Annotated in this window: 10 protein-coding genes; all 10 read left to right on the forward strand. The window is 59.7% G+C overall.

The window, feature by feature from the left end:
• Positions 1 to 12 precede the first annotated feature (12 nt).
• The 10 genes from QSK43_RS10790 (at position 13) to nuoN (ending at position 12,329) form a co-directional block, all read left to right on the forward strand.
• On the forward strand, positions 13 to 1,119 hold the full coding sequence (locus QSK43_RS10790) for an NADH-quinone oxidoreductase subunit E (RefSeq protein WP_045018694.1): 1,107 nt from the start codon (positions 13 to 15) through the stop codon (positions 1,117 to 1,119).
• Positions 1,120 to 1,129: 10 nt separating this feature from the next.
• Positions 1,130 to 2,434 carry an NADH-quinone oxidoreductase subunit NuoF gene (gene nuoF / locus QSK43_RS10795; RefSeq protein ID WP_173986762.1) on the forward strand — a complete coding sequence of 435 codons (1,305 nt, stop codon included), beginning with the start codon at positions 1,130 to 1,132 and terminating at the stop codon, positions 2,432 to 2,434.
• Positions 2,435 to 2,590: 156 nt separating this feature from the next.
• Entirely contained in the window at positions 2,591 to 4,672 is a 2,082-nt protein-coding gene (gene nuoG / locus QSK43_RS10800) for an NADH-quinone oxidoreductase subunit NuoG (protein ID WP_332303459.1), read from the forward strand.
• A gap of 12 nt (positions 4,673 to 4,684) precedes the next feature.
• Positions 4,685 to 5,731: an NADH-quinone oxidoreductase subunit NuoH gene (nuoH, locus tag QSK43_RS10805; protein ID WP_045018690.1), complete on the forward strand. Its 1,047-nt coding sequence runs from the start codon at positions 4,685 to 4,687 to the stop codon at positions 5,729 to 5,731.
• A gap of 36 nt (positions 5,732 to 5,767) precedes the next feature.
• Positions 5,768 to 6,259, forward strand: a complete 492-nt coding sequence (gene nuoI, locus QSK43_RS10810) for an NADH-quinone oxidoreductase subunit NuoI (RefSeq protein WP_003502385.1) — start codon at positions 5,768 to 5,770, stop codon at positions 6,257 to 6,259.
• Positions 6,260 to 6,399: 140 nt separating this feature from the next.
• On the forward strand, positions 6,400 to 7,014 hold the full coding sequence (locus QSK43_RS10815) for an NADH-quinone oxidoreductase subunit J (RefSeq protein ID WP_045018688.1): 615 nt from the start codon (positions 6,400 to 6,402) through the stop codon (positions 7,012 to 7,014).
• A 29-nt stretch (positions 7,015 to 7,043) separates the two neighbouring features.
• On the forward strand, positions 7,044 to 7,352 hold the full coding sequence (gene nuoK, locus QSK43_RS10820; protein WP_003502389.1) for an NADH-quinone oxidoreductase subunit NuoK: 309 nt from the start codon (positions 7,044 to 7,046) through the stop codon (positions 7,350 to 7,352).
• 7 nt (positions 7,353 to 7,359) lie between these two features.
• Positions 7,360 to 9,357: an NADH-quinone oxidoreductase subunit L gene (gene nuoL / locus QSK43_RS10825; protein WP_045018686.1), complete on the forward strand. Its 1,998-nt coding sequence runs from the start codon at positions 7,360 to 7,362 to the stop codon at positions 9,355 to 9,357.
• Entirely contained in the window at positions 9,357 to 10,868 is a 1,512-nt protein-coding gene (locus QSK43_RS10830; protein WP_332303460.1) for an NADH-quinone oxidoreductase subunit M, read from the forward strand. The genes nuoL and QSK43_RS10830 overlap by 1 nt, the downstream gene beginning before the upstream one ends.
• An 18-nt stretch (positions 10,869 to 10,886) precedes the next feature.
• Positions 10,887 to 12,329 carry an NADH-quinone oxidoreductase subunit NuoN gene (gene nuoN / locus QSK43_RS10835; RefSeq protein ID WP_045018831.1) on the forward strand — a complete coding sequence of 481 codons (1,443 nt, stop codon included), beginning with the start codon at positions 10,887 to 10,889 and terminating at the stop codon, positions 12,327 to 12,329.
• The last annotated feature ends 1 nt before the right edge of the window (position 12,330 follow it).

Below are 12,330 nucleotides of genomic sequence, written 5' to 3' on the forward strand. Positions count from 1 at the left end.
GCGTGAGGAAGTATGTCCGTTCGTCGACTAGCCGAAGATCAGTTCCAGCCCGTGGCGTTTGCCTTTAACCAGGAAAATACCGCCTGGGCGGAAAAGACGATCCAGAAATATCCAGAGGGACGCCAGCAATCGGCGGTTATCCCGCTGCTCATGCGTGCGCAGGAGCAGGACGGCTGGGTTACCCGCGCCGCCATCGAAAAAATCGCCGACATGCTGGATATGGCCTATATCCGCGTCATGGAAGTGGCGACCTTCTATACCCAGTTCCAGCTGAAGCCGGTCGGCACGCGCGCCCACGTTCAGGTTTGCGGCACCACGCCCTGCATGCTGCGCGGCTCCGAAGCGCTGATGGATGTCTGCCGCAAGAAGATCCACCACGATCCGCTGCACACCAACGACAGCGGTACGCTGTCCTGGGAAGAAGTGGAATGTCAGGGCGCCTGCGTCAACGCGCCGATGGTCATCATCTTCAAGGATGCCTATGAGGACCTGACGCCAGAGCGTCTGGAAGAGATCATCGACACGTTCGAGGCGGGCAAGGGCGATACAGTCAAGACCGGCCCGCAGATCGATCGTCACGAGTCTGTTCCCGTCGGCGGATTGACGACGCTGACGGAAGAGATCAAGCCGGACCGGTCCAATCTCGACAAGCCCGCCGAAGTTCTCTCGGACGCCGCACCGGTCCCACCTTCCAACGCCGCAAAGGCGAAGACGGATGCGCCGGAAACCGATCCGAAGCTGAAGACACCGGCAAACGAGCCGAAGGCTGCCGAAGCCAACGTCAAGGCTGTCGAGAAGGAATCCTCCGGTTCTGCGGATGCGGCAAAGCCTTCGCTCGATTCCAAGGATCGCCCGGCCGCCATCGAAAAGCCGGCGACGCCTGATGACCTGAAGCTTATTGCCGGCGTCGGTCCGAAGATCGAAGGCACGCTCCACGAGCTTGGCATTTTCACCTTCGCGCAGATCGCCGGCTGGAAAAAGGCCGAGTGCGACTGGGTCGACGGTTATCTGAATTTCAAGGGCCGCATCGAACGCGATGAGTGGATCAAGCAGGCCGAGGCGCTCGCCAAGGGTGGCGAAGCCGAGTATATCAGGGTCTTCGGCAAGAAGCCGCGGTAAAGGGTGAAGCATGTTAAAAGATCAGGATCGCATCTTTACCAATCTCTACGGCCTCAAGGACAAGTCCCTGAAGGGCGTGAGAGCGCGCGGCCACTGGGACGGTACCAAGCAGATCATCGAAAAGGGTCGTGACTGGATCATCAACGAGATGAAGGCTTCCGGCCTTCGTGGTCGCGGTGGTGCAGGCTTCCCGACCGGTCTCAAATGGTCCTTCATGCCGAAGGAAAATGATGGCCGTCCGCATTATCTGGTCGTCAACGCCGACGAATCCGAGCCCGGCACCTGCAAGGACCGTGAAATCCTGCGCAACGATCCGCATACGCTGATCGAAGGCTGCGTGATCGCCGGTTTCGCCATGGGTGCCCATACCGCCTATATCTACGTTCGCGGCGAATATATGCGTGAGCGCGAGGCGCTGCAGGCGGCCATCGACGAATGTTACGACGCCGGCCTGCTCGGCAAGAACAACAAGAACGGCTGGGATTACGACATCTACGTCCATCACGGCGCTGGTGCTTACATCTGCGGTGAAGAGACGGCCCTGCTCGAAAGCCTTGAGGGCAAAAAGGGCCAGCCGCGTCTTAAGCCACCGTTCCCGGCCAATATGGGCCTTTACGGCTGCCCGACGACGGTCAACAACGTCGAATCGATCGCTGTTGCGCCGACCATCCTGCGCCGAGGTGCGGCATGGTTCTCGTCGATCGGCCGTCCGAACAATGTCGGCACCAAGCTGTTCATGGTCTCCGGCCATGTCGAGCGTCCCTGCACCTTCGAAGATGCGCTGGGCCTGTCCTTCCGCGAGCTGATCGAGCGCCATTGCGGCGGTATTCGCGGCGGCTGGGACAATCTGCTCGGCGTCATCCCCGGCGGCGCATCCTGCCCCATCGTTCGCGGTGAGGACATGAAGGACGCCATCATGGATTTCGACGGCATGCGCGAAGTGAAGTCTTCGTTCGGCACCGGCGGCATGATCGTCATGGACAAGTCCACCGATGTCATCAAGGCGATTGCCCGTATCGCGGCCTTCTTCAAGCATGAAAGCTGCGGCCAGTGCACGCCGTGCCGCGAAGGCACCGGCTGGATGTGGCGCGTGCTGGAACGCATGGTCAAGGGCAACGCGCAGAAGCGCGAAATCGACATGCTGTTCGAAGTGACGAAGCAGATCGAAGGCCACACCATCTGTGCGCTGGGCGACGCCGCCGCATGGCCGGTACAGGCGCTGATCCGCAATTTCCGTCCGGAAATCGAAAAGCGCATCGACCAATATACCTACAGGGCCATGGATGATGGCGCTGTTCTGGAAGCTGCCGAATAAGCTTTTCGCAGTTTGCATGCGGCGCGGGGATGATCCCGGCGCTGGGACACCATGAAGCGCCTGGCCGACGAGACTAAGGGTCGGGCGCGATTAAGGATTTGTTGCGGACCGTGTGAGAGACACGGGACGAACAGGCAACAGGACGTAAGTAGAACCATGGCAAAGCTCAAGGTTGACGGTAAAGAGATCGAGGTTCCGGATCATTTCACGCTGTTGCAGGCGTGCGAGGAGGCTGGTGCTGAAGTTCCGCGCTTTTGTTTTCATGAGCGCTTGTCGGTCGCGGGTAACTGCCGCATGTGTCTCATCGAGGTGAAGGGCGGACCGCCCAAGCCCGCCGCCTCCTGCGCCATGGGCGTTCGCGACGTTCGCGGCGGCCCGAATGGCGAATTGCCGGAAGTTTTCACCAACACGCCGATGGTCAAGAAGGCCCGCGAAGGCGTGATGGAATTCCTGCTCATCAACCACCCGCTCGATTGCCCGATCTGCGACCAGGGCGGCGAATGCGACCTGCAGGACCAGGCCATGGCCTTCGGCATCGCTGGTTCGCGTTACGCGGAAAACAAGCGTGCGGTTGAAGACAAATATATCGGCCCGCTCGTCAAGACGGTCATGAACCGCTGCATCCACTGCACGCGCTGCGTCCGTTTTACGACGGAAGTTGCCGGCATTGCTGAACTCGGCCTCATCGGCCGCGGCGAGGATGCCGAGATCACCACCTATCTCGAGCAGGCGATGACGTCAGAGCTTCAGGGCAACGTGGTCGATCTTTGCCCGGTCGGCGCGCTCACCTCCAAGCCTTTCGCCTTCACCGCCCGTCCGTGGGAACTGAACAAGACCGAAACCATCGACGTGATGGACGCTCTCGGTTCGGCCATCCGCGTCGATACCCGTGGTCGCGAAGTCATGCGCGTCATGCCGCGCGTCAACGAGGCGATCAACGAAGAGTGGATTTCCGACAAGAGCCGCTTCATCTGGGACGGCCTGAAGACCCAGCGTCTCGACCGCCCTTACGTTCGCAAGGATGGCCGGTTGCAGCCTGCAAACTGGGGCGAAGCCTTCGGCGCGATCAAGCAGGCAGTTGCCGCGACCAGCGGTAACAAGATCGGCGCGATTGCCGGCGACCTTGCTTCCGTCGAGGAAATGTTCGCGCTGAAGTCGCTTCTGGCGTCGCTCGGCTCGGCCAATGTCGATTGCCGTCAGGATGGCGCAGCGCTTGATCCGTCTTTGGGTCGCGCCAGCTACCTGTTCAATTCCACCATTGAAGGCATCGAGCATGCGGATGCACTGCTGATCGTCGGTGCGAACCCGCGTTTCGAAGCGGCCGTGCTCAACGCCCGCATCCGCAAGCGCTGGCGTCGCGGCGGTTTCCCGATCGGTGTGATCGGCGAAGCCGGCGAGCTGCGCTACAATTATGAATATCTCGGCTCCGGCGCGGAAACGCTTTCGGATCTCGCCAATGGTTCGCACAGCTTCGTCGACAAGCTGAAGTCCGCCAAGAACCCGCTGATCATTGTCGGCCAGGGCGCCCTGGCGCGTGCCGATGGTGCCGCCGTGCTCGCGGCTGCTGCAAAGCTTGCCGTTTCGGTGGGTGCCATCAGCGAAGAGTGGAACGGCTTCTCGGTGCTGCACACCGCCGCTGCCCGCGTCGGTGGTCTCGATATCGGCTTCGTGCCGGGTGAAGGCGGTGTTGCCGCTGCCGAAATGGTAACGTCCATGGACGTTCTCTTCCTGCTCGGCGCCGATGAACTCGACCTGTCGAACAAGGGCGCCAAGTTCACCGTCTATATCGGCAGCCATGGCGACCAGGGCGCAATGCACGCCGACGTCATCCTTCCGGGTGCGGCCTATACCGAAAAATCCGGTATCTGGGTCAACACCGAAGGCCGCGTTCAGGTGGGCAACCGCGCCGGTTTTGCACCGGGCGAGGCCCGCGAAGACTGGGCGATCCTGCGTGCGCTGTCTGACGTTCTCGGCAAGAAGCTGCCGTTTGACTCGCTGTCGGCGCTGCGCGGCCAGCTTTATGTCGCGCATCCGCATCTGGCGGAAACCGACGAGATCGTCGCCGGCAACGGCCAGGATATCGAGGCTCTCGCCGCTCGTGCGGGCAGCCTCAGCAAGTCGGCGTTTGCCTCGCCGGTAAAAGACTTTTATTTGACGAACCCGATTGCGCGTGCATCCGCCGTCATGGCCGAATGTTCCGCATTGGCCCGCAACAATTTCCAGGCTGCGGCAGAGTAAGGGTAGGGGATTATGGAATTGTTTTTCTGGAGCTACGTCTGGCCCGCGCTGATCATGGTCGGCCAGTCCCTGCTGCTTCTCGTTTGCCTTCTGGTGGCCATCGCCTTCCTTCTGCTCGCCGACCGCAAGGTCTGGGCAGCCGTGCAGTTGCGCCGTGGTCCGAACGTCGTCGGTCCCTTCGGTCTCTTCCAGTCCTTCGCCGACCTTTTGAAGTTCATCCTGAAGGAACCCGTCATTCCGGCGGGTGCCAACAAGGCGGTCTTCCTTCTGGCGCCGCTGGTCGCCGTGACGCTGGCGCTCGCCACCTACGCGGTCATTCCCTTCGCCGATGGCTGGGTCATCGCCAATATCAATGTCGGCATTCTCTACATCTTCGCGATTTCCTCGCTTGAAGTGTACGGCATCATCATGGGCGGCTGGGCCTCGAACTCGAAATATCCGTTCCTCGGCGCGCTTCGCTCCGCGGCGCAGATGGTGTCCTACGAAGTGTCGATCGGCCTCGTCATCGTCACTGTCCTGCTCTGCGTCGGCTCGCTGAACCTGAGTGATATCGTTCTTGCGCAGCGCACCGGTCTCGGCACGATGTTCGGCCTGCCTGCCTCGTTCCTCGACTGGCACTGGCTGTCGCTGTTCCCGATGTTCATCGTGTTCTTCATCTCGGGCCTTGCCGAAACCAACCGTCCGCCCTTCGACCTTCCGGAAGCGGAATCGGAACTGGTCGCCGGTCACATGGTCGAATACGGCTCCACGCCCTACATGATGTTCATGCTCGGCGAATATGCTGCGATTGTCATGATCTGCTGCCTGACGACGATCCTGTTCCTCGGTGGCTGGCTGCCGATCGTGGATGTGTGGTTCCTGAACTGGGTTCCGGGTATCGTATGGTTCGTGCTCAAGGGCTGCATGGTCTTCTTCATGATCGCTCTGACGAAAGCTTTCGTTCCGCGTTACCGTTATGACCAGCTCATGCGCCTCGGCTGGAAGGTGTTTCTGCCGCTGTCGCTCGCCATGGTCGTGATCGTTGCATTCGTATTGAAACTGACGGGGTGGGCCGGTTGATGTCCGTACTCCTCGCTCAGAAATCTGGAGTTTGAGATGGCAAGCCTTTCCCAAGCCGTCAATTCACTGTTCCTCAAGGAGTTCGTCGGTGCGATCTTCCTGACGATGCGTCACTTCTTCAAGCAGAAGGCGACGGTGAACTATCCTTTCGAAAAAGGCCCGGTGTCTCCGCGCTTCCGTGGCGAACATGCGCTGCGCCGTTATCCGAACGGCGAAGAGCGTTGCATCGCCTGCAAGCTGTGTGAAGCGATCTGTCCCGCTCAGGCGATCACCATCGAAGCCGGCCCGCGCCGCAACGACGGCACCCGCCGCACGGTGCGTTACGACATCGACATGGTGAAGTGCATCTATTGCGGTTTCTGCCAGGAGGCTTGCCCGGTCGATGCCATCGTCGAGGGCCCGAACTTCGAATTCGCGACGGAAACCCGCGAGGAGCTTTATTTCGACAAGCAGAAGCTTCTCGACAATGGCGACCGCTGGGAGCGTGAAATCGCACGCAACCTCGCACTGGATGCGCCTTACCGTTAAGGCGCGACCGTCTTTTCGGGGGAGACCCCGGGAAGCGAAGAAAGAGTAAAAAGCCTGCACGGTTTTCGCCGGCGGGGACGAAACGGGTGAGGGGGGCTTTTGCGCCATCTTCGCCCGGATGAGGACAAAAAGGCACCAACATGGGTCTGCACGCTGTATTCTTTTATATTTTCGCTTTCGTCGCCGTGGCGTCTGCGTTCATGGTCATCGCATCGAAGAACCCTGTTCATTCGGTGCTGTTTCTGATTTTGACCTTCTTCAACGCAGCGGCGTTGTTCCTGCTGACGGGAGCCGAGTTCCTCGGCATGATCCTGCTGGTGGTCTATGTCGGTGCGGTGGCGGTGCTCTTCCTCTTCGTCGTCATGATGCTGGATGTGGATTTCGCAGAGCTGCGTTCCGGTGTGCTGCAATACGCCCCGGTCGGCGCGCTGATCGGCGTGATCCTCGCGGCCGAGCTGATCGTCGTTGTCGGCGGCAGCGTGCTCAACCCGCAGGCGGCGAAATCGATCACCATGCCGATCCCGCCGCCGGCCGTGCGCACCAATACGGCGGCGCTGGGCGACGTGCTCTATACCAATTACGTCTACTTCTTCCAGCTGGCCGGTCTCGTGCTGCTGGTGGCCATGATCGGCGCTATCGTGCTGACGTTGCGTCATCGCACCGACATCAAGCGGCAGGATATATCCACGCAGGTCGGCCGTGACCCGAAGACCGCCGTCACCACGGTCAAGGTCAAGCCGGGCCAGGGCATCTGAAGGCGCGAACGGATTCAAGGAAACACACTATGGTAATCGGTCTTTCCCACTACCTGACGGTCAGCGCCATCCTCTTCACGATCGGCGTCTTCGGTATCTTTCTCAACCGGAAGAACGTCATCGTCATCCTCATGTCGATCGAGCTTATCCTGCTTGCGGTCAACATCAACATGGTGGCGTTCTCGGCTTTCCTGAACGACATCGTCGGCCAGGTCTTCGCACTTTTCATTCTGACCGTCGCAGCCGCCGAAGCGGCCATCGGTCTTGCAATACTCGTTGTCTTCTACCGCAACCGCGGATCGATCGCCGTTGAAGACGTCAATATGATGAAGGGCTGATAAGGCTATGATCTACAAGGCTATCGTCTTTCTTCCCCTGATCGGTTTCCTGATCGCCGGCCTGTTTGGCCGGTCGATCGGCGCCAAGGCCTCGGAATATGTCACCACCGGTCTGATGATCGTGGTCGCCATCCTGTCGTGGGTCGTCTTCTTTAGTGTCGCACTCGCCCATGGCGAACCGGGCGAGGTGATCAAGGTCACCGTGCTGCGCTGGATCCAGTCCGGCGGCATCGACGTTGAATGGGCCTTCCGCATCGATACGCTGACGGCCGTCATGTTCGTCGTCGTCAACACGGTCTCGACGCTGGTGCATCTCTATTCGATCGGATACATGCACCACGATCCGCATCGTCCGCGCTTCTTCGCCTATCTTTCGCTGTTTACCTTCGCCATGCTGATGCTGGTGACCTCCGACAACCTGCTGCAGATGTTCTTCGGCTGGGAAGGCGTGGGTCTCGCGTCCTATCTGCTGATCGGTTTCTGGTTCAAGAAGCCTTCCGCTTCTGCTGCCGCCATGAAGGCGTTCATCGTCAACCGCGTCGGCGACTTCGGCTTCATCCTCGGCATATCAGGCATCTTCGTGCTGTTCGGCTCGATCAATCTGGAGACGGTTTTTGCCGCCGCCAGCACCTATCTGCCGGCCGAAGGCGCTGCCTCCACCGAAACCGTCATCAACCTGTTCGGCATGCATCTCGACAAGGCCAATGCGATGACGGGCGTCTGCCTGCTGCTCTTCATGGGCGCGATGGGTAAATCGGCGCAGTTCCTGCTGCACACCTGGCTGCCGGACGCGATGGAAGGCCCGACCCCGGTGTCTGCCCTCATTCACGCCGCAACCATGGTTACCGCCGGTGTCTTTCTCGTCGCCCGCATGTCGCCGCTGTTTGAACTGTCGCCGACTGCGCTGACCGTCGTGACGCTGATCGGCGCGATCACCGCCTTCTTCGCGGCGACCGTTGGTCTCGTGCAGAACGACATCAAGCGCGTTATCGCCTATTCGACCTGCTCGCAGCTCGGTTACATGTTCGTGGCGCTCGGCGTCGGCGCTTATGGCGCGGCCGTGTTCCACCTGTTCACGCACGCCTTCTTCAAGGCCCTGCTGTTCTTGTGCGCCGGTTCCGTCATCCACGCCGTCGATGGCGAACAGGACATGCGTTACATGGGTGGCCTGCGCAAGCATATCCCCATCACCTTCTGGACCATGACCGTCGGCACGCTGGCGCTGACAGGCGTCGGCATTCCCGGCACGATGATCGGTTTTGCCGGCTTCTTCTCGAAGGATGTCATCATCGAATCCGCTTACGCGTCCCATTCGGTGCTGTCAGGCTTCGCCTTCACGCTGCTGGTCATTGCGGCGCTGTTCACCAGCTTCTATTCCTGGCGCCTGGCGTTCATGACCTTCTTCGGCAAGCCGCGCGCTTCGGCTGATGTGATGCACCATGTGCATGAATCGCCGATGGTCATGCTGATCCCGCTTTTCATCCTCACGATCGGCGCGATCTTTGCCGGCGTTCTTTTCGAAGGTCATTTCTTCGGCGAGGAATATGCCGAATTCTGGAAGGGGGCTCTGTTCATGCTTCCGGAAAACGAGATCCTCGAAGAGTTCCACCACGTGCCGCTGTGGGTCAAGTGGAGCCCGTTCTTCGCCATGGCGCTTGGTTTCGTGACCGCATGGTACATGTATATCAAGTCGCCGGAGACGCCGAAGCGTCTGGCTGAGACCCATCGTGGCCTCTACCAGTTCCTTCTGAACAAGTGGTACTTCGACGAACTTTACGACTTCCTCTTCGTTCGTTCCGCAAAGGCGCTTGGCCGCTTCCTGTGGAAGAAGGGCGACGTGGCCGTCATCGACCATTATGGACCGAACGGCATTGCAGCGCGTGTGGTTGACGTGACCAACCGCATGGTCCGCCTGCAATCCGGTTACCTTTATCATTATGCCTTTGCGATGCTGATCGGCATCGCGGCGCTTGTCACCTGGATGATGCTTGGGAGTGCCCTCTGATGACCGATTGGCCCATTCTTTCAACGGTCACCTTTCTGCCGCTCGTCGGCGTGGTGCTCTTGCTGCTGACCAACGAGAACGGCCCTTTCGGGCGCCGCAACATTCTCAACGTCTCGCTGCTGACGACCGTTTTCACCTTCCTGGTGTCGCTGTTCGTCTGGATCGGCTTCGATAATTCGAACCCCGGTTTCCAGATGGTCGAAAAACACGCCTGGTTCGGCAACATCGCCGCCTATCATCTGGGCGTCGACGGCATCTCCATGCTGTTCGTCGTCCTCACCACCTTCCTCATGCCCTTCTGCGTGCTGGCAAGCTGGCAGTCGATTGAAAAGCGCATCAAGGAATACATGATCGCCTTCCTGCTTCTGGAAGTCGTCATGATCGGCGTCTTTGTGGCGCTGGATACGGTTCTGTTCTACGTCTTCTTCGAGGCGACGCTGATCCCGATGTTCATCATCATCGGTGTCTGGGGCGGCAAGGATCGCGTCTACGCATCCTACAAGTTTTTCCTCTACACGCTGCTCGGTTCGGTTCTGACCATGCTCGCCATCATGGCGATGTACTGGCAGTCCGGTACGACAGATATGACCGAACTTCTGAAATACGGCTTCCCGGCCGGCATGCAGACCTGGCTCTGGCTTGCCTGTTTTGCGGCCTTCTCGGTCAAGATGCCGATGTGGCCGGTGCATACCTGGCTGCCGGACGCCCACGTTCAGGCGCCGACCGCCGGTTCGGTCATCCTTGCCGGCGTCATGCTGAAGCTCGGCGGTTACGGTTTCATCCGTTTCTCGCTGTCGATGTTCCCCTTGGCGTCGGATTATTTCGCCCCCTTCGTCTTCACGCTGTCGGTTCTCGCCATCATATACACCTCGCTGGTGGCGATGATGCAGGATGACATCAAGAAGCTGATCGCCTACTCCTCCGTTGCCCACATGGGTTACGTGACCATGGGCATCTTCGCCGCCAATGTGCAGGGCGTGCAGGGCGCGATCTTCCAGATGCTGTCGCACGGCATCGTCTCCGGCGCGCTCTTCCTCTGCGTCGGCGTCGTTTACGACCGGCTGCACACTCGCGAGATTTCCGCCTATGGCGGTCTCGTGAACAACATGCCGAAATATGCCGTCGCCTTCATGATCTTCACCATGGCCAATGTCGGTTTGCCCGGCACCTCCGGCTTTGTCGGTGAATTCCTGACGCTGGTCGGCGTATTCCGCGCCAACTCGCTGGTCGCGCTGTTTGCGGCAACCGGCGTCATCCTCTCGGCTGCTTATGCGCTGTGGCTCTACCGCCGCGTGATCTTCGGTGCGCTCGAGAAGGAAAGCCTGAAATCGATGCTCGATCTGTCGACCCGCGAAAAGGTCATCCTTTATCCGCTGGTTGCGCTGACGATCTTCTTCGGCGTCTATCCGGCTCCGGTTTTCGATGCCACCGCCGCATCGGTCGATCTTCTGGTAAACAACTATACGGCTGCATTGCAGGCGGCGCAAAATGTTGCGCTCTCGATGAATTGACGACAGGACCCGTTGGACATGACCGCTGAAATTCTTTTTGCCAGTCTGCACATTGCGACGCCCGAGCTGATCCTTGCGGTCGGCGCGCTGGCGCTGCTCATGATTGGCGTCTTCTCGGGCGACAAGTCGACAACGACGGTCACAGGCCTTTCCGTGGCCCTGCTGCTCGTCGTCGGTCTCTGGATCGTCTTTGCGCCCGCTTCGGGTTTGGCCTTCGGCGGTGTTTACGTCGCCGATGCCTTCGGCAATTTCATGAAGATCCTGGCGCTGATCGGCTCGATCACCGCCATGATCCTTTCTGTCGGCCAGAGCCGTTTCGAACCGGTCGGCCGGTTCGAATATCCGGTGCTTCTGGTGCTGGCCACCCTCGGCATTCTGCTGATGATTTCGGCCAACAACATGATCTCGCTTTATATGGCGCTGGAGTTGCAGTCGCTGGCGCTCTACGTCGTCTGCGCCATCAACCGGGAAAGCCTGCGCTCCACGGAAGCGGGCCTGAAATATTTCGTTCTCGGCGCACTCTCCTCCGGCATGCTGCTTTACGGCATGTCGCTGGTTTACGGCTTCACCGGCAATACCGGCTTTACCGAAATCGCGCAGGTTCTGGCCTCGGAAACCCGCTCGCTCGGCCTGGTCTTCGGCCTCGTCTTCGTGCTGGCCGGTCTGGCGTTCAAGATTTCCGCCGTGCCGTTCCACATGTGGACGCCGGATGTTTATGAAGGCGCGCCGACCCCGGTTACCGCCTTCCTGTCCGCCGCACCGAAGATCGGCGCCATGGCCATCCTCGTTCGCGTCGTTGTCGAGGCTTTCCAGCCGATCTTTGCCGACTGGCAGCAGATCGTCGTCTTCATCTCCATCGCATCGATGCTGCTCGGCTCGTTTGCCGCGATCGGCCAGAAGAACATCAAGCGCCTGATGGCCTATTCCTCCATCGGTCACATGGGTTATGCGCTGGTTGGTCTCGCGGCCGGCACCGAGGCCGGTATTTCTGGCGTCATTCTCTACATGACCATCTACATGGTCATGACGCTCGGCACCTTCGCCTGCATTCTCTCTATGCGCCGCAAGGAAATTGGCAACGTCGAAAATGTCGAGGATCTGGCCGGACTTTCGTCCACCAACCCCTTCATGGCGGTTGTTCTGACGATCCTGATGTTCTCGCTTGCCGGCATCCCGCCGCTCGCCGGCTTCTTCGGCAAGTATTACGTCTTCCTCGCCGCCATCGAGGCGAAGCTCTATCCGCTCGCCATCATCGGTGTCATCGGTTCGGTCGTCGGCGCATATTATTATATCCGCGTCGTCAAGGTCATGTGGTTCGATGAAGCCAAGGGCAGCTTCGAGCGTCCGGCCGGCGAACTGAAGATTGTTTATGCGCTCTCGGGACTGTTCGTTGTCGGCTTCGTCGTCTTCGGCGGTGCGCTTGGCAATGCGGTCACGGTTGCGGCAAAGACGTTCTTTTGAG

The sequence above is a fragment of the Rhizobium sp. GR12 genome (assembly GCF_036596185.1).
GTDB classification, from domain to species: Bacteria; Pseudomonadota; Alphaproteobacteria; order Rhizobiales; family Rhizobiaceae; genus Agrobacterium; species Agrobacterium nepotum.

Excerpts from the sequence above, each read along its gene's own strand:
- QSK43_RS10790 (WP_045018694.1), top strand. The coding sequence starts at position 13 with ATGTCCGTTCGTCGACTAGCCGAAGATCAGTTCCAGCCCGTGGCGTTT.
- nuoF (WP_173986762.1), top strand. The coding sequence starts at position 1,130 with ATGTTAAAAGATCAGGATCGCATCTTTACCAATCTCTACGGCCTCAAG.
- nuoG (WP_332303459.1), top strand. The coding sequence starts at position 2,591 with ATGGCAAAGCTCAAGGTTGACGGTAAAGAGATCGAGGTTCCGGATCAT.
- nuoH (WP_045018690.1), top strand. The coding sequence starts at position 4,685 with ATGGAATTGTTTTTCTGGAGCTACGTCTGGCCCGCGCTGATCATGGTC.
- nuoI (WP_003502385.1), top strand. The coding sequence starts at position 5,768 with ATGGCAAGCCTTTCCCAAGCCGTCAATTCACTGTTCCTCAAGGAGTTC.
- QSK43_RS10815 (WP_045018688.1), top strand. The coding sequence starts at position 6,400 with ATGGGTCTGCACGCTGTATTCTTTTATATTTTCGCTTTCGTCGCCGTG.
- nuoK (WP_003502389.1), top strand. The coding sequence starts at position 7,044 with ATGGTAATCGGTCTTTCCCACTACCTGACGGTCAGCGCCATCCTCTTC.
- nuoL (WP_045018686.1), top strand. The coding sequence starts at position 7,360 with ATGATCTACAAGGCTATCGTCTTTCTTCCCCTGATCGGTTTCCTGATC.
- QSK43_RS10830 (WP_332303460.1), top strand. The coding sequence starts at position 9,357 with ATGACCGATTGGCCCATTCTTTCAACGGTCACCTTTCTGCCGCTCGTC.
- nuoN (WP_045018831.1), top strand. The coding sequence starts at position 10,887 with ATGACCGCTGAAATTCTTTTTGCCAGTCTGCACATTGCGACGCCCGAG.